The sequence below is a fragment of the Kitasatospora sp. McL0602 genome (genome assembly GCF_052076145.1).
GTDB lineage: Bacteria > Actinomycetota > Actinomycetes > Streptomycetales > Streptomycetaceae > Kitasatospora.
In genome coordinates this window covers 7,062,844-7,089,332 of record NZ_CP197246.1, presented here as the reverse complement: position 1 = coordinate 7,089,332, position 26,489 = coordinate 7,062,844, and the positions used below count along the sequence as shown (strand labels likewise).

At 72.6% G+C, this 26,489-nt stretch carries 20 protein-coding genes, 1 pseudogene and 1 riboswitch; of the genes and pseudogenes, 18 read left to right on the top strand and 3 right to left on the bottom strand.

Features of this window, described 5'->3' with window-relative positions:
• The first annotated feature begins 2 nt into the window (after window positions 1–2).
• The 4 genes from ACR68M_RS32045 to ACR68M_RS32030 are packed head-to-tail and all read left to right on the top strand — an operon-like array spanning window position 3 to window position 5,699.
• The gene (locus ACR68M_RS32045; RefSeq protein ID WP_441247646.1) at window positions 3–947 is read left to right on the top strand and encodes an ABC transporter permease; all 945 of its coding nucleotides are present in this window, start codon (window positions 3–5) and stop codon (window positions 945–947) included.
• The gene (locus ACR68M_RS32040; RefSeq protein ID WP_441247645.1) at window positions 917–1,807 is read left to right on the top strand and encodes an ABC transporter permease; all 891 of its coding nucleotides are present in this window, start codon (window positions 917–919) and stop codon (window positions 1,805–1,807) included. The genes ACR68M_RS32045 and ACR68M_RS32040 overlap by 31 nt, the downstream gene beginning before the upstream one ends.
• A complete protein-coding gene (locus tag ACR68M_RS32035; RefSeq protein ID WP_441247644.1) occupies window positions 1,804–3,384 on the top strand; it encodes an ABC transporter ATP-binding protein in 1,581 nt (526 codons plus the stop codon). The genes ACR68M_RS32040 and ACR68M_RS32035 overlap by 4 nt, the downstream gene beginning before the upstream one ends.
• Window positions 3,381–5,699, top strand: a complete 2,319-nt coding sequence (locus ACR68M_RS32030; RefSeq protein ID WP_441247643.1) for a sulfatase-like hydrolase/transferase — start codon at window positions 3,381–3,383, stop codon at window positions 5,697–5,699. Before ACR68M_RS32035 ends, ACR68M_RS32030 begins: the two co-directional genes overlap by 4 nt.
• Window positions 5,700–5,743: 44 nt before the next feature.
• On the opposite strand, the gene ACR68M_RS32025 is transcribed toward ACR68M_RS32030, so the two are convergent.
• Entirely contained in the window at window positions 5,744–6,352 is a 609-nt protein-coding gene (locus tag ACR68M_RS32025) for a GDSL-type esterase/lipase family protein (RefSeq protein WP_441247642.1), read from the bottom strand.
• 164 nt (window positions 6,353–6,516) lie between these two features.
• On the opposite strand from ACR68M_RS32025, the pseudogene ACR68M_RS32020 reads away from it, so the two are divergent.
• From ACR68M_RS32020 to ACR68M_RS31970, 11 genes and pseudogenes are all read left to right on the top strand, one after another.
• A pseudogene (locus ACR68M_RS32020) lies at window positions 6,517–7,234 on the top strand (helical backbone metal receptor).
• Window positions 7,235–7,389: 155 nt separating this feature from the next.
• Window positions 7,390–7,860, top strand: coding sequence for a hypothetical protein (locus ACR68M_RS32015; protein ID WP_441247641.1), 471 nt, complete (start codon window positions 7,390–7,392; stop codon window positions 7,858–7,860).
• A 2-nt stretch (window positions 7,861–7,862) separates the two neighbouring features.
• On the top strand, window positions 7,863–8,234 hold the full coding sequence (locus tag ACR68M_RS32010) for a hypothetical protein (protein ID WP_441247640.1): 372 nt from the start codon (window positions 7,863–7,865) through the stop codon (window positions 8,232–8,234).
• Window positions 8,231–8,764, top strand: a complete 534-nt coding sequence (locus tag ACR68M_RS32005) for a hypothetical protein (protein ID WP_441247639.1) — start codon at window positions 8,231–8,233, stop codon at window positions 8,762–8,764. The genes ACR68M_RS32010 and ACR68M_RS32005 overlap by 4 nt, the downstream gene beginning before the upstream one ends.
• A gap of 211 nt (window positions 8,765–8,975) precedes the next feature.
• Window positions 8,976–10,214: an MFS transporter gene (locus ACR68M_RS32000; protein WP_441247638.1), complete on the top strand. Its 1,239-nt coding sequence runs from the start codon at window positions 8,976–8,978 to the stop codon at window positions 10,212–10,214.
• Window positions 10,215–10,233: 19 nt separating this feature from the next.
• Window positions 10,234–11,349, top strand: coding sequence for an aminotransferase class V-fold PLP-dependent enzyme (locus ACR68M_RS31995; protein WP_441247637.1), 1,116 nt, complete (start codon window positions 10,234–10,236; stop codon window positions 11,347–11,349).
• A gap of 599 nt (window positions 11,350–11,948) precedes the next feature.
• Window positions 11,949–14,435 carry a hypothetical protein gene (locus tag ACR68M_RS31990; RefSeq protein ID WP_441247636.1) on the top strand — a complete coding sequence of 829 codons (2,487 nt, stop codon included), beginning with the start codon at window positions 11,949–11,951 and terminating at the stop codon, window positions 14,433–14,435.
• Entirely contained in the window at window positions 14,432–15,841 is a 1,410-nt protein-coding gene (locus tag ACR68M_RS31985) for a leucyl aminopeptidase (protein ID WP_441247635.1), read from the top strand. The genes ACR68M_RS31990 and ACR68M_RS31985 overlap by 4 nt, the downstream gene beginning before the upstream one ends.
• 33 nt (window positions 15,842–15,874) lie before the next feature.
• On the top strand, window positions 15,875–16,549 hold the full coding sequence (locus ACR68M_RS31980) for a transglycosylase SLT domain-containing protein (protein ID WP_441247634.1): 675 nt from the start codon (window positions 15,875–15,877) through the stop codon (window positions 16,547–16,549).
• Window positions 16,550–16,694: 145 nt separating this feature from the next.
• A riboswitch (cyclic di-AMP (ydaO/yuaA leader) is annotated at window positions 16,695–16,841 on the top strand.
• Window positions 16,842–16,845: 4 nt separating this feature from the next.
• Window positions 16,846–17,772 (top strand): LysM peptidoglycan-binding domain-containing protein, encoded by a 927-nt coding sequence (locus ACR68M_RS31975; protein WP_441247633.1) that lies wholly within the window; start codon window positions 16,846–16,848, stop codon window positions 17,770–17,772.
• Between the two features lie 60 nt (window positions 17,773–17,832).
• Complete coding sequence (locus ACR68M_RS31970; RefSeq protein WP_441247632.1) at window positions 17,833–18,426, top strand: TIGR03086 family metal-binding protein; 594 nt, start codon at window positions 17,833–17,835, stop codon at window positions 18,424–18,426.
• A gap of 51 nt (window positions 18,427–18,477) precedes the next feature.
• On the opposite strand, the gene ACR68M_RS31965 is transcribed toward ACR68M_RS31970, so the two are convergent.
• Window positions 18,478–21,117 (bottom strand): SpoIIE family protein phosphatase, encoded by a 2,640-nt coding sequence (locus ACR68M_RS31965; protein WP_441247631.1) that lies wholly within the window; start codon window positions 21,115–21,117, stop codon window positions 18,478–18,480.
• A 107-nt stretch (window positions 21,118–21,224) separates the two neighbouring features.
• Between ACR68M_RS31965 and ACR68M_RS31960 the strand changes: the two genes are divergently transcribed.
• Window positions 21,225–23,336: an alpha-galactosidase gene (locus tag ACR68M_RS31960; RefSeq protein ID WP_441247630.1), complete on the top strand. Its 2,112-nt coding sequence runs from the start codon at window positions 21,225–21,227 to the stop codon at window positions 23,334–23,336.
• A gap of 143 nt (window positions 23,337–23,479) precedes the next feature.
• Here ACR68M_RS31960 and ACR68M_RS31955 read toward each other — a convergent pair whose 3' ends face one another.
• Entirely contained in the window at window positions 23,480–24,478 is a 999-nt protein-coding gene (locus ACR68M_RS31955; RefSeq protein ID WP_441247629.1) for a LacI family DNA-binding transcriptional regulator, read from the bottom strand.
• A 232-nt stretch (window positions 24,479–24,710) separates the two neighbouring features.
• On the opposite strand from ACR68M_RS31955, the gene ACR68M_RS31950 reads away from it, so the two are divergent.
• Window positions 24,711–25,478: an ATP-binding cassette domain-containing protein gene (locus ACR68M_RS31950; protein WP_441251771.1), complete on the top strand. Its 768-nt coding sequence runs from the start codon at window positions 24,711–24,713 to the stop codon at window positions 25,476–25,478.
• The gene (locus ACR68M_RS31945) at window positions 25,475–26,476 is read left to right on the top strand and encodes an ABC transporter permease (protein ID WP_441247628.1); all 1,002 of its coding nucleotides are present in this window, start codon (window positions 25,475–25,477) and stop codon (window positions 26,474–26,476) included. The genes ACR68M_RS31950 and ACR68M_RS31945 overlap by 4 nt, the downstream gene beginning before the upstream one ends.
• Window positions 26,477–26,489: the final 13 nt, after the last annotated feature.

Genomic DNA, 26,489 nt, shown 5'->3' with positions numbered 1-26,489 from the left:
CCATGCGGACCTTCCTGACGAGACGACTCCCGTCCGCACTGCTGGTGCTGGTGCTGGCGTCCTTCCTGATCTTCCTGATCCTCCGGCTGATCCCCGGCGACCCTGCCACCAGCCTGGCCGGGCCGGACGCCGGGCCAGGCGCCGTCGCCGCGCTCCGGGCCACGCTCGGCCTGGACCAGCCGGTGCTCACCCAGTACCTGCACTGGCTGGGCGATCTCCTCGGCGGCCACCTCGGCGCCAGCTACGCCATCGGCGGCCAGGTCTCCGACCTGATCGGCAACGGCCTCGGCAACACCCTCGAACTCACCCTCGGCGCCCTGCTGCTGGTCGTCGTGCTCGCCCTGCCACTCGGCGTGCTCGGCGCGACCGCCCGGCGCGGGCCGGTGGCGGCGGCCGTCCGGGCGCTCACCACGACGGTGCTCGCCGTGCCGCCGTTCGTGACCGGGGTGCTCCTGGTGCTGGTCTTCGCCGTCACCCTCCGGCTACTGCCCTCCGGCGGCCACGAGTCGATCCTCGACCAGCCCGACATAGGCGTGCAGTACCTGCTGCTGCCCGCCGTCTGCCTCGCCCTCCCCAGCGCCGCCGTCCTGGCCCGCTACCTGGAGGACAGCCTCGCCCGAGCGCTGAGCGAGGACTACGTCCGCACCGCGACCGCGCTGGGCGTCTCACGCCGCCGGATCACCTGGCGGCACGCCCTGCCCAACGCGCTGCCCTCGGCGATCACCGTGCTTGGCCTCCAGACCGGCCAGCTCCTCGGCGGGGCCGTCCTGGTGGAGGCCATCTTCGCCTGGCCGGGCCTCGGCCAGCTCGCCGAGCAGGGCGTCGTCCGCCGCGACTACCCCGTGGTGCAGGACCTCCTCCTGCTGCTCGTCACCGTCCACGTCGCCGTCCAGCTGCTCACCGACCTGGTGTACGCATGGCTGGACCCCCGGATCAGGTGGGAGTGACCCCTGTGACCGTCACCGCAACGGCCCGACCGGGCACCGCGCCCGCCCGCCCCCGCAACCCCTACCTCACCGGCCTGCTCACCCCGCGCGGCCTGACCGGGCTGGCCCTGGTCACCCTCGTGGCGCTGGCCGGGCTGCTGGCACCCGTGCTCAGCGGCGACCCGACGGCGCAGAGCGCCGAGGCACTGGCCGGCCCGAGCGCCGCGCACCCGTTCGGCACCGACGACCTCGGGCGGGACCTCCTCAGCCGGGTGCTGCACGGCATCGGCACCGACCTGCTGATCAGCCTCACCGCCGTACCGGTGGGCGCCCTGCTGGGCTGCTCGCTGGCCGTGCTGGCGGCCTCCTCGCGCTGGGCCGACCTCGCCGTGCAGCGGGTCTTCGACCTGGTGCTGGCCTTCCCGGGCCTGATCCTCGCGCTCGCCGTCACCGCCGTGCTCGGGCCGGGCCGGTGGCCGGTGGTCATCGTCATCGCGCTGGCCGAGGTCCCCGGCTTCGGGCGGCAGTTGCGCGCCGGCATCCTCGTCCAGCGCGAGCGCGAGTACGCCGTCGCCGCCCGGGTCGGCGGGGCCTCCCGGCTGCGGGTGCTGCTGCGGCACGTCCTGCCCAACGCCGTCGACCCGCTGATCGTGCAGAGTGCGATCGCGCTCTCGCTCGCCGTCTTCATCGAGGGCGCGATGAGCTTCCTCGGCGTGGGCGTGCGGCCGCCGGAGCCCTCGCTCGGCGGCATTCTCAGCCAGTCGATGGCCTACCTCGCCACCCACCCCACCTTCGCGGCCGCTCCGCTGGTCGCCGTCACCGCGCTGGTGCTCGGCTTCTCGCTGATCGCCGAGGCACTGAACCGGGGGATCCGCCGATGAGCGCCACCGCGAACGCCGCCGAAGCTGCACAGACCGTCCTCGAAGTCCGGGATCTCACCGTGCAGTTCGGGAGCCGCACGGCCGTCGCCGGAGTGAGCTTCGAACTCGCCGCCGGGGAGACGCTCGGCGTGGTCGGCGAATCCGGCTCCGGCAAGTCCACCACCGCACTCGCCCTGCTGCGGATGCTGCCCGCCGGGGGCCGGATCACCGGGGGCTCGGTACTGCTGGACGGCCAGGATCTCGCCGCCCTGCCCGAGTCCGCCCTGCGGGCCGTCCGGGGGCGGCGGATCGCGATGATCTTCCAGGACCCGATGTCCTCGCTCAACCCGGTGCTGACCGTCGGCACCCACCTGGACGAGGCGCTGCGGGCGCACGGCAGCCGAAGCAAGGCCGAACGCCGCCTGCGGGCCGTCGAGTTGCTCGACCTGGTCGGCATCCCGGACGCCGCCGCCCGGCTGCGCGACCACCCGCACCAGTTCTCCGGCGGCCAGCGTCAGCGCATCATGATCGCGCTCGCCCTCTCCGCCGACCCCGAGGTACTGGTGGCCGACGAGCCGACCACCGCGCTCGATCCGACCGTCCAGCAGCAGATCCTCACCCTGCTCAGCCGGATCAACCGGCAGACCGGCACCGCCCTGGTGCTGATCAGCCACGACCTCGGGGTGATCTCCCGCACCTGCGCCCGCCTGCTGGTGATGCGCGGCGGCGAGGTGGTCGAGCAGGGACGCACCGAGGACATCCTCTCCACACCCGAACACCCCTACACCCGTGCCCTGTTGGCGGCGGTGCCGCTGCTCTCCGAGCCCTCGCGGGCCGCCGCCAACAGCACCCCCGGCCCCGAGCCGGTGCTCACCGTCACCGGCCTGCGCAAGACCTACGGCCCGCGCCGCCGCCAGGTCACCGCGCTGCACGGCGTCGACCTGGTGCTGCACCCCGGCGAGACACTGGGCCTGGTCGGCGAATCCGGCTCCGGCAAGTCCACCCTCGCCAGGACGTTGGCCCGGGTGCACCCGCCCACCGGCGGCAGCGTCCGCTTCCACGGCGCCGACGCCCGCCGGGAGATCCAGATGGTCTTCCAGGACCCGTACTCCTCCCTCAACCCCCGGATGACCGTCGGCCGGATCCTCGCGGAGCCGATGATCGCCCACGGTCTGGACGACCGGGAGGCCCGGACCGCCCGGCTGCTCCGGCAGGTCGGGCTGGAGCCGGAGGCGGCCACCCGCACCCCACGCGAGTTCTCCGGCGGGCAGCGCCAGCGCATCGGCATCGCACGGGCACTGGCGCCCGAGCCGAGCGTGCTGATCTGCGACGAGCCGGTCTCCGCACTGGACGTCTCGGTGCAGGCCCAGATCGTCGAACTGCTCGCCGGGCTCCAGCGCGAACTCGGCCTGGCGATCCTCTTCATCGCCCACGACCTCGCCGTCGTGCGGCAGGTGAGCCACCGGATCGCCGTCATGCACCAGGGCCGGATCGTCGAGACCGGGCCCGCCGACCAGCTGGTCACCGACCCCCGGCACCCCTACACGGCCGAACTCCTCGCCGCCGTACCGCACCTCACCCTCCGGAGCACCGTATGACCACCCGCCGTGACCCGTACGAGGGCTTCGCCGGCACCGTCGGCCGCACCTTCCGCGAGTCCACCGCCGCCTGGCCCGCCCGGCAGCGCCCACGCGAGGGCGCGCCCAACATCGTCGTCGTGCTGATCGACGACATGGGCTACAGCGACATCGGGCCGTTCGGCTCCGAGATCCCCACCCCGACCCTCGACCGCCTCGCGGCGAACGGCGTCCGGCTCGCCAACTACCACACCATGCCGCTCTGCTCACCCGCCCGCGCCGCACTGCTGACCGGGCTCAACCCGCACCGCGTCGGGTACTCCTTCGTCGCCAACGCCGACCCCGGCTTCCCCGGCTACGGCATGGAGGTCGCGGGCGACATCCCGACCCTCGCCGAGCTGCTGCACGACAACGGCTACGCCACGTACGCCGTCGGCAAGTGGCACCTGACCCGCGACTCGGCCTCCAACCCGGCCGACAACCGCGTCAACTGGCCGCTGCAGAAGGGCTTCGACCAGTACTACGGCGTACTGGAGGGGCTGACCAGCCTCTTCCACCCGCACCAACTGGTGCGCGACAACAGCCCGCTGGCGATCGACGAGTTCCCCGACGACTACTACTACACCGACGACATCACCGACCAGGCGATCGCCATGGTCAAGTCGCTGCGCGCGCACGACGCCGACAAGCCCTTCTTCCTCTACCTGGCGCACAACGCCGTGCACGGCCCGCTCCAGGCCAAGCCCGCCGACCTGGCCCGGCACCGGGGTCGCTACGACCAGGGATGGGACGAGCTGCGCCGCACCCGCTTCGCCCGCCAGCTGGCGGCCGGGCACTTCCCCGAGGGCACCCGGCTGCCGGAGCGCAACTCCGAGGCCGGGTACGACGTCGAGCCGTGGGAGACCCTCACCGAGGGCCAACAGCGGCTCTACGCCCGCTACATGGAGGTCTACGCCGCGATGGTCGACAACGTCGACCAGAATCTCGGCCGACTCACCGACACTCTCGCCGCGCTCGGCGAACTCGACAACACCATCATCGTCTTCACCTCCGACAACGGCGGCACCGGCGAGGGCGGCCCCGAGGGCACCCGCAGCTACTTCAGCCGCTTCGTCCACCACCCGGGCCTGCCCGCCGACTGGGACCCGGACGTGGCCCGGGAGATCGAACTGATCGGCGGCCCGCAGAGCCTGGTGCACTACCCGCGCGGCTGGGGCATGGCCTCCAACACGCCCTTCCGGTTCTACAAGGGCCAGACCTACGCGGGCGGCGTCCGCGTCCCGTTCGTGCTCTCCTGGCCGGCCGGGCTGCCCCGCGCCGAGGGCGACACCGGAGTGCGCCCGCAGTACCAGTACGTCACCGACATCCTGCCCACCCTGCTCGAACTCGCAAGCCTGGAAAGGCCGGAGACCCGCCACGGGAAGCCCGTCCAGGAGCCCGACGGCATCGGCTTCGCCGACGTGCTGCGCGACCCGGGCAGCGACAGCACGCACCCCGAGCAGTACTGCGAGATGACCGGAAACCGCAGCTGCTACCGGGACGGCTGGAAGCTCGTCACGCTGCACCGCCCCGGCTCGCCCTACGACGACGGCGAGTGGGCGCTGTACGACCTGAGCGCCGACCCCACCGAGATCGACGACGTGTCAGCGCAACACCCGGCCCTGGTCAAGGAGTTGTCGGAGGCGTGGGAGAACGCCGCCTGGCGCAACGGCGTCTTCCCGCTGGCCGACGGCAGCGGCGCGCTCGCGCTGCGCCACCCCGAGGACGCCCGGCTGCGCCGCCCCGTGACGCTGCTGGCCGGCACCCCCGAGCTGGAGCGCTACCGCTCCTCCCGGCTGATCTCCTTCCGCTCCTTCGACATCGTCGCCGAACTGGCCGAGCACGGCGCAGCCGACCAGGGCGTGCTGGTCTCGCACGGCGACCAGGGCGGCGGCTACAGCCTCTACGTCGAGGAGGGCAGGCTCCGCTTCGTCTACAACGAGTACGGCAAGCTGTACGAGGCGGACGGCGGCCCGCTCGCTCCCGGTGCCCGGACGGTGACCGTGGAGGCCACCGCCGTCGCCGACCTCAAGTGGGAGTTCCGGCTCCTCGTCGACGGCGCCGAGACCGGCCGCCTCGGGCCCGTCCACCAACTCATCGGCATGGCACCGTTCCAGGGCATCAGCGTCGGCATCGACCGCAAGTCGCCGGTCTCCTGGCCGCTCTTCGAGCGCCACCGCAGCTTCCGCTACACCGGCACGCTGCACGCGGTGACGTACGTCCCCGGTGAGCCCGCGCCGTACGACCCCGAGACGGTCGTGCAGGCGCTGCGCGAGGCTGCGGCGGCGTTCGAGTAACGGAGGCGGCGGAGGCGGCAGAGGCGGCGGAGGGCGCCGGGCCCTCACCGCCCGCCGGCCGCCCAGCTCTGCCAGCCGCCGCCGATCACCAGCTCGGCCAGCCTCCCGAAGCCGCCGGCGCCGGGGTGCGCGCCGTCGCCCGCCGAGGCCTCGGCGACCCAGACCGGGTCGGCGGCGAGGGCGGCGGTCACGTCGACGAACGGCACGCCCTGCGCGGCGCAGACCGCCGTCATCTCCTCGGCGAGCTTCAGCAGGCGGTCCAGGTGCCCCCGGCCCCCGATCACCACGGGGGGCGGCCCGACCACCAGGGCGCCGATGCCCCGCCGGGCGCTCTCCGCCAGTAGTGCGGCGAGGTTGTCCAGGCAGCGGGCGGGCTCGACCCGGACGGCGCCGTCCTCCACCACGGCGTCGTTGCTCCCGAAGGAGAGGACGAGCCGGTTGTCGGCCTCGGGCAGGGTGCGCGGCACCACCTCCTGCCAGCAGCGCCGCGCGACGTCCTCGGAGGTGTTCCGGCGGATGCCCAGGTTGAAGGCGGTGATGTCCGCCACCGCCGTCGCCTGGAGCACCCGGCCGACCCAGCCCCGGTACTCCGGGTCGCCGATCCCCTGAGTGAAGGAGTCACCGATGAAACTGACACGCAGGTTGTTGGCCATCGCGCCACCCTAGGGGTACCGGCGGGCCGGGCAGCTGCGCGTCTCATTCCTCGGGCCGCCGCTGCCGCAGCCGCCGAAGTCGCCCTCTCTGCAAGCGGCCTGACCACCGCTACCGTGGTGCGGTGACCACTGCGCGTACCGAACTCGACGACCAGGGGACGCCCGTGCGGCTCGCCGCCGTGCACCGGGTGGTGTCCCTGGTGCCCTCGCTGACCGAGGCGATCGCCGCCACCGCGCCCGAGCTGCTGGTCGGGGCCACCGACTGGTGCTCGCACCCGGCGGAGCTGCCGGTGACCCGGGTCGGTGGCACCAAGAATCCCGATCTGGGCCGGATCGCCGCGCTCGCCCCCGATCTGGTGGTGGCGAACGAGGAGGAGAACCGCGCGGTCGATCTGGCGGCCCTGCGGGCGGCCGGGGTGCCGGTCTGGGTGACGGAGATCCGCTCCCTCCCGCAGGCGCTGCGCTCGCTGGAGCGGCTGCTCGGCGCGGCCTGCGCGCTCGCCCCGCCGCCGTGGCTGGCCGCCGCCGAGCTGGCCTGGCGGTTCACCACCACCGCGACGCCGGTCCGGGCGGTGGCACCGATCTGGCGGCGGCCGTGGATGGTGCTGGGCCGCGACACCTTCGCCGGTGACCTGCTGGCCCGCCTGGGCGTCGAGCTGATCCACGCCGACCACAGCGAGCGCTACCCCGTCGTCCCGCTCCCCGACCTGCTCGCCACCCGGCCCGGCCTGGTGGTCCTCCCCGACGAGCCGTACCGCTTGCCCGGAGGCCTTCCCCGACCTGCCCTGTGCCCTGGTCAGCGGCCGTCACCTGACCTGGTACGGCCCCTCCCTGGCCGAGGCCCCCGCCGTCCTGGCCGGGCAGCTGGCTGCCGCCGGCTGACGCGTCCTCGACCTGCATCAGACGACGTACGTCAACTACCGTAAGGCGGGCCGAAATCAAGAGAAATCTGGGTATCACGGGCTGAAAGCCGCCCTATGATGACATAAGGGACACCTAAGTCCCCGTTCGCACTACACGCACCTGTGAGGTATCAGGTGACGATCACTCGCGCCACCATCATCCAGCGCGCGCGGACCTGGGTCGACATCGGCCTGAAGTACAACCAGGCGGGCTCGCACGCCGGCTACCGGACCGACTGTTCGGGCTATGTCTCCATGTGCTGGCAACTCGACCGCTCCGACGACACGACCGGCTTCGTACCGAGCGGCGAGGCCGTGTTCATCACCAAGGCCGCACTGCGGGCGGGGGACGCGCTCCTGAACGACGCACCGGGGAACGACGGCCACATCGCGCTCTTCGAGAGCTGGGACGACTCCAGCCAGGACAGTTACACGGGGTACGAGTTCAGCGGCTCGGGCGTGCACCACCGGTCCATCCCCTATCCGTACTTCTCCGGCCACGGCACCTTCCTCCCGGTGCGTGGCACCAAGACGGTCGACTCTCCGGAAGGCGGTCCCGTACCGCCACCGCCGAACCGACGGAAACTCGAGGAAGAGGTGGTCTGATCATGGCCTACGCAGTGGGTCAACTCCCGGCCGGTTTCGGGGCGAACGATGCCGGCGACGCCACCGACCTGGCCAAAACGGTGGTCGTGCCGGTCCCCGAGTACCCCGGCCCCAACCAGATCCCCTGGGCCCGCACCTGGTTCTCGCTGGCCGCCGAACACGGCTCCGCGAAGATCCGGTACGCGATCTACAACGAGACGACGCACGGCTGGAAGGTCGGCTTCACCTCCGTGGACAACAAGCAGGGCATGGTGGGCATCGACATCGCCCCCGCCGACAGCATCATCTCGCTCGCCCGCATGCCGCAGGCACCCGGTGACACGGCCGACCAGACGCCCGTCGCGTGGATCGTCCAGGCGGTGCTTCAGGCATGATCTGGGCGCGCGACGAGGAAGTCCTGCGGCCCGTCCGCACGTTCGACCCCTCGGCGACAGCGGGCCGACTCGACCCGTCCGAGGTCGACTTCTCCGGCGCCGGCCAGTCACCCAGCGGCAAGAGCGCCTGCACGGCGTACATCACCACTGCCTGCGAGGCGGTGGGCGTCCCGGTGGACGGCTGGATGCCGGGCATGCTGACGATCGCGCTGCGCGAGTCGAGCTACAACTCCCCCGCCTCGCAGATCAACCTGGACGACAGCAACTCCCGCATCGGAGCGCCCGTCCCGGGCGACTCGGCCCACCCGGGTGCCCGCTTCGGCTGCTCCCGTGGCGGCTGGCAGTGCATCCCGACTACCTTCGCCGGCTTCCACGCCGCCGGCACGTCCACCAGCATCTACGATCCGGTGGCCAACTGCGCCGCGGCGATCAACTACATCATCCACGACTACAAGGTCAGCCGTGACGGCCACGACCTGATGGCCAAGGTCGCCCAGGCGGACCCGAACGGCCCCGGAGGTGGCTACTGACACCGGCTCACCCCGCCGCTACGGGTAGCGGTCGGCGTCGCGGTACCAGAACATCAACAGATCTTCGCTGTCAGGATGTTGCAACGACCCGCACCCGTCGGCCCCTACCCGTCGCGATCTCTCGCTGACACCCTGGTCGGCGTCGGGACACCTGGACAGTGGGTGTCCGGCCGAGCTAGTGGAGGGTGCGGCGGATGCTCCTGGTGCAACAGTGACCCGGACGGAGACCCAGGCCGGGAGCACCGGCCCGGCGCCCTCAGCGACCCGGCGGGATCTGGCGGTGTTCCTCACCGCCAAGACCGTCTCGGACGTCGGGTACGCGCTGGACTTCATCTGCCTCTCCGTCTTCGTCTGGGAGCGAAGTCACTCCGCCCTGGCCACCGGCCTGTTGAGCACCGCGCTCTACGCGGGCGCGATCGCGGGCGGGCGGCTGGGCCACCGGTACGGAGACCGGTGGGACCGACGCCGCGTCATGATCGGCGCCGACCTGGTGCGGATGCTGATGCTCGGCCTGCTCGCCCTGCTGCCGGACTCGGCACAGACCTGGTGGCTGTACGCCGCGGTTGCCCTGGTCGGCATGGGCCGCTCGGTCTTCGAGGCGACGCTCTCCGCCGCCACCCCGGTGCTCGCCGGGGGGCGGACGCAGGCGGTCAACAGCGTGCTGGCCGGGCTCAAGGGCGTCGCCTTCATGGTCGGCATGGGCCTGGCCACCGTGATGGTGCCGCTGATCGGCTACCGGGGGGTCTTCGCGCTGGACGCGAGCACGTACGCGCTCTCCGCGTTGGTGCTCACCGGCCTGCGGCTGCGGATGCGCGAACCGGGTGCGGCGGGCGCAGCCTCCCGTGACCGCACCGGCGCCTGGCCGCTGCTGGTCGGGGCGGGGCTGGCGATGCTGGTCGTGCTGCGCGGCCTGGACGCCTTCGGCAGTGCCTCCCAGCACGTCGGGCTGCCGATCCTGGGCGGCCAGTTGCGGCCGGATTCGCCGACCTTCGTCTCCGGCGCGGTCTGGGGCTGCTGGGCGGCGGGGCTGCTGCTGGCGAGCTTCGTGCTCCGGCCGGTCGCCAAGCGGATCATCGAGCACAACCCGATGGTGGTCTTCTGCCTGGCCACCATGGTCATGTCAGCCGGTTTCATCGGGATCTTCTGGCTCTCCGGCTGGTGGCCCCGGCTGCTCTGCGCGGTCGTCGCCGGGCTCGGCGACGCGCTGAGCGAGATCACCTTCAAGCAGGCCATGCAGCGCCTGCCGGACGACCGGCGCGGCCGGGCGTTCGGCCTCGGCCAGATCGTCGTCAACGGCGGTTTCATGGCGGGCCTGCTCGTCACCAGCCTGGTGCTGAAGCCCGACTGGGTGCCCCAGTGGGTGCTGCTGCTGCACGGCGTCCCGCTGGCGGTCGCCGCCTGGACGGCGGCCACGGCACGGACCAAGGGCGTCCCCGTCCCCGCACGCTGAGACCGGAGGAGACCGTCGGATGACGGAGAGCGCGTATCTGGACCATGCCGGGTTCGGCCGGCTGCGGCCCGCCGCGGTGAGCGCGATGTGCGCGACGCTGCAGGAGGTGATGCCGCACGGGAGCACCGTGTTGAGCCAGATCTTCGGGGCCCGGAACGCCGCCCGCAGGTCGATGGCGGGGCTGCTCTCCTGCGCCCCGGAGGAGCTGGCCTTCGTCCCGAACACCTCGACGGGCGTGCACCTCGTCGCCGACGGGCTGGACTGGCGGCCGGGCGACGAGGTGGTGGTGTTCGATCGGGACTTCCCCGCCAACGTGCGCCCCTGGCAGCGGCTGGCGCGGCACGGCGTGAAGCTCTCCTGGGTGCCGATGCGCGGGGGCGGCTACCGCACCGAGGACATCGCGGCGGCGATCGGCCCGGCGACGCGGCTGGTCGCCGTCAGCCACGTCAACTTCGCCACCGGCTTCCGGGTCGATCTGGACGTGATCTGCGCCCTCGCGGCGGAGGTGGGAGCGCTGGTCAGCGTCGACGCGGTGCAGAGCCTCGGCGCCCTGCCGCTCTCACTCGCCGACACGCCCGTCGACTTCCTGGCGGCGGGCGCGCACAAGTGGCTCAGCGGCCCTCCGGGCACGGGCGTCTTCTACTGCCGGGCCGAGCGGCTGGAGCTGCTGCGGGCGACCCCGACCGGCTGGTTCGGCTTCGACGGCGCGGCGGGGCTGATGAAGGGGCCCGGCCCGTTGAGCTACGACCTGCCCGAGAAGGCCGGCACCGCCCGGGTCGAGGGCGGCATGTTCGACCTGGTCGGCATGGTGGGGATGGCCGCGACCCTGACCGAGCTGGAGACGGTGGGCATCGACGCGGTCTCGGCCCGGGTGCTCGCGCTGGCGGAGCGGATCAGGGCGGGGATATCCGATATCGGTTTCACCCAGGCGACCAGGCCGGACACCGCCGCAAACTCCGGGATTGTCAGTTTCTCCTGTCCACAAGTGGACAGCTCGGAACTGGTCGACGCGCTTGTCGGATCGGGGGTCCAGGTATCCGTTCCGGCGGGCCTGGTACGCGTTTCTCCGCACTATTGGACAACGGACGAAGAGGTCGACCTCTTCCTGTCGAAGATTGCCGAACTGAAGCCTTGACGCTGCTGACGCAGTGTCATAACTTCCATTTCAGCGGACCTGGCAATCAGGGCCCGCATTCGACGAAGGGAGTGCGAAATGTCGTACGAGTCCTGGGAGACCCTGGCGGACGAGGCCGAGATCACGACGGGCGAGGCCGACTGCTGGACCTGCCTGATCGACACCAACGTCTGATCCGGCGTTTCCCTGCCACGCCCTGCGGCCCTTGGCCGCAGGGCGTGGTTCGATTTCCCTTTTCTGCATTTCCGGGGCCATCGCACATTCGTCCGTGAATTCTCCGGAGGGCCTTGACGGTGCGAGACCGACTGCCATAACTTTCCATTCACCAGCACCGGCCGAATATAGCGGCCGGTCATTCGGTGAAGGGAGTGCGAAATGTCGTACGAGTCCTGGGAGTCCCTGGCGGACGAGGTCGAGATCACGACGGGTGCAGCTGACTGCTGGACCTGCCTGTTCGACGACGCTGCCTGATCCGTCCCACTGGTGATGCGCTCTGCGGCCCACGGGTCGCAGGGCGCATCTCCGCTCCCCGAGAGCACTTCGAGAACGATGGGAATGACGCCGTGGACCGCTGGGAGTTCAGTCACGGAACAGTCGGGGTGAACGCCCCGAGCTGGTTGACGTTCGAGGTGCACCGACCGTACTTCGACGGTGCCGAGACCCCGTCGACCGTCATCCAGGCCAGGGCCGCCGTCCTCGCGGCCCGGCGGTTCGAGAAGCGCTCCCCGGGCGCGCTGCGCTTCGGCATGACGATGCCCGCCAGCTACCGGCAGCTGCTGGTCGAGGAGTCCCGGCTGCACTCCTACCGGGCGGCGAACCCGGCGGAGCTGCCCGAGGAGCTGGCCTCCCCCGCCTGGCGGCGGATGACGGAGGCCTACCGGCACCGGGCCGATCTGGACACCGTGGACCGCGCCGGGCTGGCACACTGGCTGGTCGCCGCCTGTCTCTTCCCCGCCGTGCTCGACGTGGTGCCGGAGGACCTGCCCGAGTCCTCCTGCCAGGACGGCGTGACGGCCGGCCTCCAAGCGGCCCGCGCGATCGCCCTGTTCGGCCTCGAGGGCCTCACCGAGCGGACGACGGCCGCCTACCGGCCGCTGGTCGAGCACCTCGCCCCCACCGTCACCCACGTGCAGTCGGTCGCGGGCTGGGGCTACCTGCTGGCCCGCCACGGCAACGACGACTCGGCCGTCCCGCACCACCTCGGCCAGGCCCGTGCCCTGCTCGCCGACGTCGCCCCCGGGCTGACCGGCTTCGAGCGGACGATCCTGGACGCCCGCCTCGCGATCCGCGAGGCCATGTACGCCGAGCGGCAGAAGGACTTCGCCGGGGCGGCCGCCCGGCTGGCGGAGGCGCAGCAGGCCGTCGTCGAGCTGACCGCGCCGGACGAGGACGATGCGATGGTGCTGCTGGAGACCAGGCGGCGGCTGATCGACCGCCGGGTGGAGATGGCCGTCCGGCTCGGCGACACCGCGGCCGAGCAGCAGGCCATCGGCGAGGGCGTGGCCATCGACCCGACCTGCGTGAAGATCCGGATGCAGGCCGCCCAGGCGCACCAGCGCGCGGGCGAGACCGAGCAGGCCCTCGCGGGCTACCTGCACGCGGCCCGGCTCGGCCCGTACGGCACCGCCTACGCACTACTGGCTGCGGCCGACTGCGCGAAGGAGCTCAAGCAGGGCGAGTTCGCCCGGGTGCTCACCGAGCGGGCCTTCCGCGCCGCGCCACGGGCGAGCACCACCCGGGACAGGCTGGTGGCCAGCTGCCTGGACGCCGGTGACGAGCCGCTGGCCGAGGTCGTCCGGCTGGCCGCCGCGCGCGATCCGCAGCGGCCGTACGAGAACAACTGGCACTACCGGATGCACGCCGCGTACTTCAACCTCGGCGAGTCGAAGTCCCCCGGGCTGTACGCCAATCTGCCCACGATGGCCTTCGAGTTCGCCGAGCGGGGCACGCCGCCCGAGGTGAACTGGCAGCGGCTGATGCCGCCCGCCTTCCGGACCAACCTGATCCGCGAGTCCGGCCTGCGCGAGTTCGCCGTCTCGCACCCCGCCGAGCTGCCCGCACACCTGCGCACGCCCGCCTGGGACACCCTGTGCGGGTGGGTGGAGGACTTCGCCTCGTACGACGCGGAGCGGCAGCACCAGGTCGCCGGGGTGCTGTTCCGGCTCGGATTCATCAAGCTGGTACAGGAGTTGCTGCCGTACACCCCGGCCGCCGAGCTGAGCACCCCGGCCGAGCTGCGGATGCACCACTGGCTCGACGTGGTCCGCTGGGTCGGCTCGGTGGGCCGGGCCAACGTCGCGGCGCCGGCGAACTCGCGGGCGATCGTGGAGCACCCGGCCTGTCCGACCCAACTGCGGTTCCACGTCGCGGTCTTCTCGGTCATCTTCGAGGCCCGCGAGACGCGTGCGCTGGAGACGGCGCTCGCCTGGCGGGAGATCGGTGAGAAGGCGCTGGCCGAGCTGCTGGCCGATCCGCAGCACTCGGAGTTCGAGAAGATCATGTGGGAGAGCCGGTTCTACCGTAGCGTCAGCTACGTGCCGTTCCTTCAGAAGGACACCGTGCAGCTGGCCGCCGACATGGACCGCGCCGAGGAGTTGGCCCGTGCGGTGCCGGCCGTCGGCGAGTACCAGGAGTTCCTGAAGCGGGAGAACCTGCGGGCCTGCGTCGAGAGCCGCTCGAAGGAGTTCTACGCCTTCGGCGAGAACGAGCGGGCGCACCGGCTGGTCGCCGAGGCGCTAGCGATCGACCCGTACGAGCCCAAGACCCACATCGAGGTCGCGGAGGGCCTGATGAAGGAGGGCAAGCCCGAGGAGGCCGCCCGCAGTTACCTGCGCACGGCCCGGCTGGGCCCGGTCTCGACGGCCTTCGGCTACGCGGCGGCGGGCGACTGCTTCGCGCGGGCCGGGCAGCCGCTGCTCGCGGAGGACTGCTTCTTCCAGGCGCTGCGGATCGACCCGCACGCGATCTCGGCGGCCCGGGGCTGGGCCTCCGTCGGCGCGGCCGGCGGCATGGGCGAGCTGGCCGGGCAGTACCTGGACGACCTCGAGGCGTGGGGGGCGGCCCGCCGCGCCGCCCGCGCGTCATGAGCGCCGAGTGGCGGCTGACGCCGCAACGGGCCTCGGACGTCGACGCGGTGGTGGTGCCGGTCTGGGCCGGTGAGCTGCCCGCCGAGCTCTCCCCCGCCTTCCTCGCGGGCAGCGGCTTCTCCGGCGCGGCAGGGCAGACCCTGCACCTGCCGGGCGATCCGGTCACCGTGCTGCTGGGCTGCGGCCCGCGCGCCGCGTACGGGCCCGACACCGCCCGCACGGCGGCGGCCCGCCTCGCCCGGGGCGTCGGGGGCTACCGGCGGCTCGCCGTGCAGGCCCCGGACGCCGACCTGCGGCCGCTGGTCGAGGGCTACCTGCTCGGTGGGTACCGCTTCAGCGGGTACTTCACCGCCGCGCCCCGGGTCGACCAGCGGATCGACCTGGTGGCCGAGGACACGCCGGAGGCCCGCGCCGCGCTCGCCACCGGTCTGCGGGTCGGCGGGGCGGTGCTGCTGGCCCGTGACCTGGTCAACGAGCCGGGCGAGGCGCTCACCCCGCCGGAGTTCGCCGAGCGGGCGTTGAAGATCTCCTCCGACTCCGGCCTGGAGTGCGAGGTCTGGGACGCCAAGCGGATCTCGCACGAGCGGCTCGGCGGGCTGCTCGGGGTGAGCCGGGGCTCCCTGGTGCCGCCCCGGCTGGTCCGGCTGCGCTACCGGCCGGCCGAGCCGGCCGCCCGGCGGATCGCCCTGGTCGGCAAGGGCGTCACCTACGACGCGGGCGGTCTCGCGCTCAAGCCGAACGCCGAACTCGCCACCATGAAGGCAGACATGGCCGGGGCCGCCACCGTGCTCGCCACGATGTCCACCCTCGGCGCACTGAACTGCCCGATCGCGGTGGACGGTTGGCTCCCGCTGACCGAGAACATGCCGAACGCCGACCCGATCCGGGTAGGTGACGTGCTGCGGATGCGCAGCGGCGCCACCGTCGAGGTCCGCCACCCGGACGCCGAGGGCCGCCTCATCCTGGCCGACGCGCTGGCGCTGGCCGGGGAGACCGGACCGGACGCGATCATCGATCTCGCCACCCTGACGGACGCGGCGGCCGTCGCACTCGGCCGCCGGATCACCGCCGTGATGGGCACCGACGAGGCCCTCTCGGAGGCCGTCCGGGCGGCCGGGCGGCGGGCCGGTGAGCAGTTCTGGCCGCTGCCGCTGCCCGAGGAGTACCGCACTCAGCTCACCTCCCGGGTCGCCGACCTCGTCAACTACACCATCGGCGTCCGGCACGGCACCGCGCTGCTCGCGGGGCTCTTCCTCCGCGAGTTCGTACCACCGGGCATCCCGTGGGCGCACCTGGACATCCAGGGCACGGCGCTCTCCGACACCGACGACGGCGAGTGGGTGCCGGGCGGCACGGGCGTCGGTGTGCGGACGCTGGTGGAGCTGCTGGTCTCCGGAGGTCACTGACCCGGCCCGGTTGCCGACGTACGATCAGGAAGTATGAGCGGGAAGCGGCGGTACTGGCGGACGGCAGGGGCCCTACTGGCGGTCGGGCTGCTGGGGTGCGGCTGCAAGGCCATCCCCCGGTCGTCCGAGGCCACCACCCCGGCGGCCGCCCCTTCGCCGAGCGCCTCACCCAGCAGTTCACCCAGCAGTTCGCCCTCCCCGGGCAGCGTGGGGAGCAGCTCGTACGACCCCGCCCACTACGCGCCGCAGGTGCGCGAGCAGGCCGGGCGGGCCGGGGTGAGCCCCCGGCTGCTGATGGCGATCCTCTACAACGAGGCGTACAAGCCGCACGACCCCGAGCTGGAGCGGGCCTGGCAGCGACTCAAGCCGGACTCCGCGTTCGGGATCGCCAACATGCACCGGGCCGCCTTCGACGAGACCAAGCCGGGGCACTTCGCGGACCGTCGGTGGGAGGAGCTGCCGGACGACCCGGGGCTCGCCGTCCAGGCCGCCGCCTGGTACCTGAACGGGCTGGCCGACCAGCTGCCGGGCAAGTTGTCGGGCTCGTACACGAAGGACGAACTTCTCGCGCTCGGCTACAACACGGGCCCGGGGAACATGCTGGCCTTCGCCCGTGGCGCCCGGCCGGGGTCGCAGGCGCAGGCGTACCTGGATCATCTGCATGCCAACCTGCCGAAGGCCGACCAGGCGCTGGCCGCGCACGGCTGAGCCGAGGGGCCGACGAGGCTCGTGATGATTGTGTGATGTTCGGGTTGCCGGGTTGTTATCGAGCTGATCCTCCCTCTAGTCTCCGAGCAGCCCGCCAGCGCGGGCCCCGGACGCGGCACGCCGAACCCTGCCCACCGCTCCCCCGGGACGACACAGCTGACCCCTGGGCAGGGACGGGGGAACCAGGTACCTCGCCGTGGCCCCCACGGCTCGGGGTGAAGCCGCACCAGCGGCCGGGCCACCTCTCGGTCCGAACCCGACAGCTCACCTCGCAGGCGTGCGGAGAGGGACAACTGATGGTCTTCTCGGGCCCCGGACGACACCGCCGCCCCACCCAGGCCGACCGCGCGGTCGCCGCCGCCACCGTCACGGGCGTCGGCCTGGCGCTCCCGCTGCTCACCGCAGCCGCAGCACACGCCGCCCCCGTCACCGCCTGGGACACCGTCGCCCAGTGCACCAGCGGCGGCAACTGGACGCAGAACACCGGCGACGGCACTTACGGCGGCCTGGGCATCACGCTGCGCGACTGGGTCTGGTACGGCGGCGACCTGTACGCCGCGCAGCCCAGCCACGCCAGCAAGGACCAGCAGATCACCGTCGCCGAACGGATGCTCGCCGACCGCGGCCCCGACCGCTGGGCCAGCTGCAACAGCGCCCTCCAGCCCCCCAGCGCGCCCGCCACCACGCCCGGCACGCCCGGCACCCCCACCCCGGCGGCCTCGACGGCCACCGACCCGGCCACGACCGCCCCCGCGCCGCTCACCCCGCCGGCCGCCACCCCCACCACCGCGCCCGTCACGTCACCCGTCACCCCGACGGCGCCCCAGTCGGCACCCCCGGTCGCCGGCCTGCCGAGCACCACGCCGAGCAGCACGCCGAGCACCGCACCCGCCACCCCCGCAGTGCCCCAGCCGACGGCCCCGGTCACCACGCCCACCGCGATGCCCACCACGGCGCCCACCACGGCGCCCACCACCGCACCGTCGCAGCCCGCACCCGACGGGACGGCCACCGGCCAGGCACCGACCCAGCAGGTGCCCGCCCAGCAGGCACCGAGCCCGCAGGCCCCCGGCAGCTACACGGTCGCCCCCGGCGACACCCTGTCGGGGATCTCCGACGCGTACCACCTCGGCGGCTGGCAGCACGTCTACGACCACAACCTCGGTGTGGTCGGCACCAACCCCGACCTGATCCACCCCGGCGAGGTGCTCCACCTGTCCTGAGCCGGACCTGAGCCGGAGCGGCCAACTACCTCTGCCGGGACGGGCGCTAGAGTCAGCCCTGTGACGGACATCCGTGAATTCGACCGCCGGGCACTGAAGATCACCGAGTCGATCGTGAACCAGGTCGAGGTCGGGCAGCTCGGCCGGCCGAGCCCCTGTGCGGGCTGGGACCTCGGCCGGCTGCTGGCCCACATGGTGGGGCAGAACCGCGGCTTCGCGGCTTCGGCCCTCGGGGAGACCAGCGACCTCGGGGTGTGGGCCGACCGGCCGGTGGGGGACGACCCCGCCGCCGAGTTCGCCGCGTCGGCGGCGGCCGTGACGGCCGCCTTCGGCGCGGACGGCCTGCTGGACCGAGGGCTGTGGCTGCCGGAGATCCGCAGCGACCGGCTCTTCCCCGCCGGCCTGGCCGTCGGCTTCCACTTCATCGACTACGTGGTCCACGGGTGGGACGTGGCCGCCACCATCGGCGTCCCGGCCGAGTTCGACGCCGACCTGCTCGACGCCGCGCTGCCGATCGCCGAGCAGGTCCCCGACGGCGCGAACCGCCTGCGCGAGGGCGCGTCGTTCCGCCCGGGGCTCGCCGCGACGGGTGGAGGCGGCACCCTCGACCGGATCCTCCGCGTCCTGGGCCGCTCGCCGCACTGGCCGAACTGACGGCGGGCCGCCGACCTGCTCGGCTGCCGACCTGCTCGGCTGCCGACCTGCTCAGTCGAGCAGCTGCTCCGCCCAGATCACCTTTCCCGCCGCCGTGTACCGCGTGCCCCAGCGCTCCGAGCACTGGGCGACCAGGAACAGCCCGCGCCCGCCCTCGTCCATGGCGGCGGCGTAGCGCAGGTGCGGTGAGGTGCCGCTGGTGTCCGACACCTCGCAGATCAGGTGGCGGTCACGCAGCAGCCGGACTCGGATCGGCTCGCTGCCGTAGCGGATCGCGTTGGTCACCAGCTCGCTCAGGATCAGCTCGGTGGTGAACGCCAACTCCTCGATGCCCCAGCGCTCGAGCTGTGCGCTGACGGCCGCCCGGACGGTCCCGACGGCCGCCGCCTCGGCCGGGACCTCCCACTCGACCACGTTCCCGCCCGGCAGCGCCCGCGTCCGGGCGACGAGCAGTGCGACGTCGTCGCCCGATCCCTCCGGGAGCAGCGCGCCGAGCACCGCCTCGCAGGTCTCCTCGGGCCCCGGCCCGGCCTGCCGGAGGGCGTCGGCGAGGAGTCCGAGGCCCTCCTCGATGTCCCGGCCGCGATCCTCGATCAGGCCGTCCGTGTAGAGCACCAGCCGGGCGCCCTCGGGGAGGGTCAACTCGCCCGAGGTGAAGGGGAGTCCGCCGACGCCGAGCGGCGGCCCGACCGGGAGGTCGGGGAAGCCGACGGTGCCGTCGGGGTGGACGACGGCGGGGGGCGGGTGCCCGGCTCGGGCGATGGTGCAGCGCAGCGAGACGGGGTCGTAGACGGCGTACAGGCAGCTGGCGCCGGTGATGCCGGCGCCTCGGCCGTCGTCGCCCTGTTCCTGGTCCATGCGCATGACCAGGTCGTCGAGGTGGCCGAGGAGCTCGTCGGGCGGCAGGTCGAGGGTCGAGAAGTTGTGGACGGCGGTGCGCAGTCGGCCCATGGTGGCGGCGGCGTGCAGGCCGTGGCCGACGACGTCGCCGACGACCAGGGCGACGCGGGCGCCGGGCAGCGGGATGACGTCGAACCAGTCGCCGCCGACCCCGGCCTGGGCGGGCAGGTAGCGGTAGGCGGCCTCGACGGCGTTCTGCGGGGGCAGGGCGCCGGGGAGCAGGCTGTGCTGGAGAGCGACGGCGGTGCTGTGTTCGCGCGTCCAGCGGCGGGCGTTGTCGATGCAGACGGCGGCCCGCGCGGTCAGCTCCTCGGCGAGGGTGACGTCGTCATGGTCGAAGGGATCGGGCCGCCGGGAGCGCCAGAACTTGGCGATGCCCAGCTGCACGCCCCGGGCCAGCAGCGGGACGCGGACGACGGAGTGGATGCCGTGCTCGAGCACCTGCTCGGCGCGTTCCGGGTCCTGGGCCCGCCAGACGGCGGAGGAGCCGAGGTCGGTGTCGAGGACGGCCTGCCCGGTGCCGAGGCTCCAGGCCTGCGGGGTGGCGGCCCGGACGGTGATGCGCTCGCCGACGGGGTAGAGCGGTGGGTCCGGGTCGATGCCGCCCCGGGCGACCCGCCGCATCGGGGTCTCGTGGCCGGGCGGGGGTTCCTCGCCGCGCAGGACGGGCTCGGCGAGGTCGACGGTGACGAAGTCGGCGAAGCCTGGGACGGCGACCTCGGTGAGCTCCTCGGCCGTCCTGGTGATGTCGAGGGTGGTGCCGATGGCGACGCTGGCGCCGTAGAGCAGAGTGAGCCGCCGGCGGGCGGCGACGGCCTTCCCGGTGAGGGCGTGCAGTTCAGTGGAGTCACGCAGGGTGGCGACCAGGCCGGGCGGGCCGCCGTGCCGGTCGGTGTGCCGGGTGCTGACGACGAGCAGCCGGTCGCCGGCGGGGAGCACCTCGTCGCTGAGGACCCGGCCGGCGGCGAGCAGCTCGGCGGCCTGCGGGTCGATGCCGAGGTCGGTGACGGCGCGCCCTTCGGAGTCCGGCGGCAGGCCGAGCAGGCGGCGGGCCTCGTCGTTGGCGAGCAGCAGACGGTTCTCGGGGCCGAGGATCAGGACGCCTTCGCGGACGGCGTGCAGCACGGCGTCGTGGTGCTCGTACATCCGCGTCATCTCGGCCGGGCCGAGGCCGTGGGTCTGGCGCAGCAGGCGGCGGCTGGCGAGCGCGGTGCCGACGGTGGCGAGGGCGAGGGCAACGGCGGCGGCGCCGAGCAGCAGCGGCAGTTGGCGTTCGACGACGCCGCTGACCTTGCTGATGGTGATGCCCGCCGAGACCATCCCGACGACGGTGCCGGTGGGGTCGCGGACGGGCACGATGGCCTGCACCAGCGGGCCGATGGTGCCGTTCACCTGCTCGGTGACGACCTGGCCCTGAAGGGCGGGCTGGTAGTTTCCGACGAATTTCTTGCCGATCCGGTCGGGCAGCGGATGGGTGTAGCGGATGCCGTCGGTGTTCAGCACGACGACGAAGTCCACCCCGGAGGCCTTGCGGGCGGCCTCGGCGGCGGGCTGGAGCACGGCGGTCGGGTCGGGCGAGTGCAGGGCCGCGACGATGCCGGGCGAGTCGGCGAAGGTCTGGGCGACGGCGACCGAGCGGTTGCGGGCCTCCTGGGTGCTGTCCCGGCGGGACTGCAGGACGAGGGCGAGCACGGCCGAGACCACGAGCAGCACCACGACGAGCACTTGCAGGGCAAACACCTGGCCCGCGACGCTGCGGGCTGTCGAGGAGCGGACCGTCTTACGGGCCATGTGGCCATCGTCTCCCGGCGGGCCCCCGGGTGGCCAGTGGTGTACCAACCGCGCAAAGCATTGACAAAATCAAACAGAAACAAATAATTCTCAACATGGCACCCCACATGCTCGATTCCCGACCCACCGGGCCGCGCGGGCCGCTACGGCGCCTCGGCACGGTCGCGGCGACCGCGCTCCTGCTCGCGGTCACGGCGGCCCCGTTCAGCAGCACCGCCGTCCAGGCGGCGACCCCCACCCCGCAGCTGAACAACGGCCAGGCGCTCACCCCGCCGATGGGCTGGAACTCCTGGAACAGCCTCGGCACCGGTGTCACCCAGCAGCAGGTCGTCGACACCATCGACTACATGTCGGCGAACGGCCTGGTCGCCGTCGGCTACGACACCGTCACGATCGACGACGGCTGGTCGCTCAACCACCGCTCGGGCCAGACCGGCGGCATCGTCAAGAACTCCGACTGGGCCATGCAGCTCTACAACGCCGCCGGGCAGCCCGTCAACGGCCTCGACGGCACCGGCAACGACCCGACCAGCGGCAACCTGGTGCCGGACGCGTCGCACTTCCCCGACCGGACGGTCAACGGCCAGAGCGTCAACGGCATCCAGTACCTGAGCTGGTACGCGCACAGCAAGGGCATGAAGTTCGGCCTGTACGCCACCGACACCTACACCACCTGCCAGGGCCACCCCGGCAGCCTCGGCCACGAGGCGACCGACGCGAACGACTTCGTCGCCTGGGGCGTCGACTTCGTGAAGTACGACGACTGCCCGTACGGCGGCCAGGTCACCGGCCCGGACGGCCACAACTACGGCACGCAGGGCGAGGGCAAGGAGCTCACCCAGTCCATCTACGCCCGCGTCCAGGCCTTCCAGCAGCAGCTGGACGCCGCCTCCGCCCGGTACGGCCGGCCCAAGGTCGCGATGAGCGTCTCGGCGCAGCCCGTCCACAGCGGCGTGCCGTACCTGCTCGGCGCCAACGACCCGGCGCGCAGCGACTCCGTCATCGCGGCGGCGGGCACCCCGCAGTACTCGGCGCCCGGCTACGCACCGACCGGCGTCTGGTGCGGGCAGGTGGCGAACCTGTGCCGGATCGGCGGCGACCGCAACAGCGACCTGAACGGCGTGCTCTACGACGGCGCGCTGCGGACGGCCCTCCAGTACCCGGCGAACGCCAAGCCGGGCAGCTGGAACGACATGGACATGATGTTCGCCGGCTGGCAGGACGTCTACGGGCAGTGGGGTGTGACCGACACCTGCACCTGCCACCAGCCGTTCACCGACACCGAGTCGGCCACCGAGCTCTCCATCCTCTCGATGATGGCCTCGCCGCTGATCACGGGCGCCGACCTGCGCACCGCCGCCCAGTCGCAGCACACCGACCAGGGGCACACCTGGTCCTCCGGCCTGACCGGCGCGAGCCTCGCGCTCTACAAGAACACCGACGTCATCGCCGTCGACCAGGACTCCCTGGGCAGGCCCGCCACCCTGGTCGGCTCCGCGCCGAACCCCAGCGGCAGCGCCCCCGTCGTGCTCGAGCGCCGACTCGCGAACGGTGACACCGCCGTCCTGCTGGTCAACCAGAGCGCCACCGCGTACCGGACCGTCGGCACCAGCCTGAGCGCCCTCGGCCTCTCCGGCGCCTCCTACCAGTCCAAGGACCTCTGGACGAAGGCCCTCGGCACCGTCAACGGCACCCTGAGCGCCAACCTCGCCCCGCACGCCGTCGCGATGTACCGGCTCAGCGCACCCCCCGCCACCGTCACCCCGGCGATCGTCGGCGACGGCAAGTACCACGGCATGACCAACGGCGGCTCCGGCGGCCTCGCCCTCGAGGTCACGGGCACCTGCAGCGCCCCCGCCGGCGGCACCGCCGACATCAACACCTGGGACTCCACCCACACCTCCGAGCAGTGGCAGTTCGCCCCCAACGCCGACGGCACCGTCCGGATCTTCGACCGTTGCTACACCGGCACCCAGATCGCCGGCACCCTGACCGCTCCCACCGGCGCGGGCCAGGCCGTCACCGTGCAGAACACCTTCGACCCCACCTCCGCCCAGCAGAAGTGGACCGTCACCCAGAACACCGCGACCGGCGCCATCACCATCCTCAACAAGGCCACCGGCCACGCCCTCGACACCACCGCCACCACCCGAACCGCCACCGTCACCCAGAACCCCGCCGCCGGCACCCCGACCCAGTCCTGGACTCCCCTGAACTAGTGGGGCGTTGACCACAGGGGCGCGGGGCTCTGCTTATCAACTGCGTGCGCGAAACCGGAAGGCACCTCTGCCGCACCTTCCGCCCCGCGCAGTTCCCCGCGCCCCTTCAGTCCGTAAATGGCCGACGCCCCGGCGATGCCACCTCACATCTCCCCGCTCCCCCGCACCACCAGCCGCGTGGCCAACGAGATCCGCTGCGGCTGCCCCACTTCCCCACCAATCCGGCGGAACAACAGCTCGGCCGCCGTCCGCCCCAGCCGGACGGCGTCCTGGGCGACCACCGTGACCGGCACCGCCAGCAGATCGGCCAGCTCGAAGTCGTCGAAGCCGACCAGCGCCGGGCTGCCGCCCCGGGCCCCGAGCTCCCGCAGCACCGCCACACTCGTCCGGTTGTTGCCACACATCAGCGCCGTGACCGGCCACCGCCCGGCCAGCATCCGGTCGAGCGCCAGCCGGATGCCGACCGCGTCGGGCCGCGCCATCGACACCCATGACGGCCGCACCTCGCACCCGGCCGCCGCCATCGCCTCCTGGTAGCCCGCCAGCCGCTCGACCGCCGTGAAGATGCCCGGCGAGTCGCCGAGATAGCCGACCCGCCGGTGGCCCTGCCGCAGCAGGTGCTCGACCCCCGCCCGGCTGCCGCCCCGGTTGTCGCTGAGGACGGTGTCGGCGGCCAGCCCCGGCACCGGCCGGTCGACGGCGACCACCGCTGTGCCCGCCGCCATCTCGGGTGCCAGGTAGCCGTGGTCGGCGGCGGTCGGAACGATGATCAGGCCGTCCGCCCGCCGGGCGCAGAAGGCCGTCGCCAACTCCCGCTCCCGTTCCGGGTCCTGTGCCGACGAGCCGGTGAGCAGCAGGGCGCCGTGCGCCCGCGCCACCTCCTCCACCGCCCGGTTGAGCGTGGAGTAGAACGGGTCGGAGACGTCCTCGACGATCAGGCCGATGCTGCAGGTGCGCCGCCCCTGCCGGAGCAGCCGCGCGCTGTCGTTGGGGCGGAAGCCCAGCTGCTCGACGGCCCGGCGGACCCGCTCGGCCGTCGCGGTGCGGACGCCGGGCTCACCGTTCACCACCCGGGACACGGTCTTGAGGGCGACTCCGGCGACGGCGGCCACGTCCTTCATCGTGGGTCTGCCCTCGGTCATCTGTGGCCCCCTTCGGCTGACAACGTTGTCGGGAGTGTAGTCCGGCCGATGCAGATGTCCGGTCAAAAACCTTCTACTCAAGTGCACTTGAGCAACAGAAGTTACGGCCGGGAGCCTTGACAGCAGCCAACCTTGCATGAGTACATGCCAACCGCGACAACGTTGTCCTTCCACGAGGCCCCGCGAGGCGAGGAGGAGCACTGTGCCCGAACCCCTGCTGGAAGCCCGTGGGTTGGTCAAGACCTACGGCCACGTCCAGGCGCTCGACGGCGCCGACTTCGCCGTGCACGCGGGCGAAGTGGTCGCCCTGGTCGGCGACAACGGCGCGGGCAAGTCGACGCTGGTCAAGACCCTGGTCGGCGCCGTCGCCCCGGACGGCGGGGAGATCCTGCTCGCCGGCCGCCCCGTCAGCTTCGCCGGGCCCAGGGATGCCCAGGCGGCCGGGATAGAGACCGTCTACCAGGATCTCGCACTCGCCGCTGATCTCGACGCCGCCGCCAATCTCTTCCTCGGCCGCGAGCAGCTGCGCGGCGGCCTGCTCGGCGCGCTCGGCGTGCTGGACAAGCCGGCGATGCGCCGCCGCGCCGTCACCGCCTTCGCCGAGCTCGGCGTCGAACTCAAGGAGTTGGACGCGCCAGTGGCCACCCTCTCCGGTGGTCAGCGGCAGAGCGTGGCGATCGCCCGCTCCGTCGCCTGGGCCTCCCGGGTGGTGTTCATGGACGAACCGACGGCCGCGCTCGGCGTGGTGCAGCGCGAACGCGTGCTGGAGCTGATCCGCCGGGTCCGCGAACGCGGGGTGGCCGTGGTGCTGATCAGCCACAACATGCCCGAGGTGCTCTCGGTGGCCGACCGCGTCGAGGTGCTGCGGCTCGGACGCCGGGTGGCCCGCTTCGAGGCCGCGCAGACCTCACTGGAGGAGCTGGTGGCCGCCATGACCGGCGCACTCGACCAGACCGCACCCGCCACCGACACGCCCCACCCCGAGGAGGACTCGCAGTGAACGGCATCCGGGCCCTGCCCGCCCGCCAGTTCGCCCGCCTGCGCGGACAGAACACAGTCTGGACCTTCCTCGTCCTGCTCGCCCTCGTGCTGGTGTTCTCGATCCTGCGGCCCAACGCCTTCGCGACCGTCTTCGAACTCCGCAGCATCACCACCGAGTCGGCGATCCTGGTGCTGCTGGCCGTCGGGCAGACCTTCGTCATCGTCACCGCCGGGATCGACCTCTCGGTCGGCTCGGTGCTGATCTTCTCCGGCGTGGTCGCGGTGAAGACGATGAACGCGCTGGACAGCGGCCCGCACGCGGGCTGGGGCGTGATCGCCGCCGGTGCCGCCGCCGGTGTCGCGGCGGGGCTCGGCTGGGGCACGCTGAACGGCCTGCTCATCGCCAAGGCGAAGGTGCCGCCGCTGATCGTCACCCTCGGCACGCTCGGCATGGCGCTGGGCACCGCGCAGATCCTCACCCACGGCGTCGACACCGGCAACGTGCCGACGGCGCTCGCCGACAGCCTCGGCAGCGGCACCCTCTTCGGCGTGCCCTGGCTGATCGTGATCGCCGTGCTGGTGGTCGCCGCCGCCACCGCCGGGCTGGGGCTGACCCGCTTCGGCCGCTACACCCTCGCCATCGGCTCCAACGTCGAGGCCGCCCAGCGGGTCGGCATCCGGGTCGACCGTCACCTCGTCAAGGTGTACGCGCTGTCGGGCCTGCTCGCCGGGCTCGCCGGGGTGTTGAACCTCGCGCACTTCAGCAGCACCACCCTCACCAGCGGCACCCAGGACAACCTGACCGCGATCGCCGCCGTCGTGCTCGGCGGTACCAGCCTCTTCGGCGGCAGCGGCTCGGTGATCGGCAGCGTCATCGGGGTGTTCATCCCAGCCGTCCTGCAGAGCGGATTCACCATCCTCCAGGTGCAGTCCTTCTGGCAGACCGTCGCCGTCGGCGGGGTGCTGGTGGTCGCCGTCTGGTCCGACCAACTCCGCCGCCGCAGACGGCAGCGCTGACTCACTCCGGCTC

Coding starts and splice junctions, on each gene's coding strand:
- ACR68M_RS32045 (WP_441247646.1), top strand. CDS start 3: ATGCGGACCTTCCTGACGAGACGACTCCCGTCCGCACTGCTGGTGCTG.
- ACR68M_RS32040 (WP_441247645.1), top strand. CDS start 917: ATGGCTGGACCCCCGGATCAGGTGGGAGTGACCCCTGTGACCGTCACC.
- ACR68M_RS32035 (WP_441247644.1), top strand. CDS start 1,804: ATGAGCGCCACCGCGAACGCCGCCGAAGCTGCACAGACCGTCCTCGAA.
- ACR68M_RS32030 (WP_441247643.1), top strand. CDS start 3,381: ATGACCACCCGCCGTGACCCGTACGAGGGCTTCGCCGGCACCGTCGGC.
- ACR68M_RS32025 (WP_441247642.1), bottom strand. CDS start 6,352: ATGGCCAACAACCTGCGTGTCAGTTTCATCGGTGACTCCTTCACTCAG.
- ACR68M_RS32010 (WP_441247640.1), top strand. CDS start 7,863: ATGGCCTACGCAGTGGGTCAACTCCCGGCCGGTTTCGGGGCGAACGAT.
- ACR68M_RS32005 (WP_441247639.1), top strand. CDS start 8,231: ATGATCTGGGCGCGCGACGAGGAAGTCCTGCGGCCCGTCCGCACGTTC.
- ACR68M_RS31995 (WP_441247637.1), top strand. CDS start 10,234: ATGACGGAGAGCGCGTATCTGGACCATGCCGGGTTCGGCCGGCTGCGG.
- ACR68M_RS31985 (WP_441247635.1), top strand. CDS start 14,432: ATGAGCGCCGAGTGGCGGCTGACGCCGCAACGGGCCTCGGACGTCGAC.
- ACR68M_RS31980 (WP_441247634.1), top strand. CDS start 15,875: ATGAGCGGGAAGCGGCGGTACTGGCGGACGGCAGGGGCCCTACTGGCG.
- ACR68M_RS31975 (WP_441247633.1), top strand. CDS start 16,846: ATGGTCTTCTCGGGCCCCGGACGACACCGCCGCCCCACCCAGGCCGAC.
- ACR68M_RS31965 (WP_441247631.1), bottom strand. CDS start 21,117: ATGGCCCGTAAGACGGTCCGCTCCTCGACAGCCCGCAGCGTCGCGGGC.
- ACR68M_RS31960 (WP_441247630.1), top strand. CDS start 21,225: ATGCTCGATTCCCGACCCACCGGGCCGCGCGGGCCGCTACGGCGCCTC.
- ACR68M_RS31955 (WP_441247629.1), bottom strand. CDS start 24,478: ATGACCGAGGGCAGACCCACGATGAAGGACGTGGCCGCCGTCGCCGGA.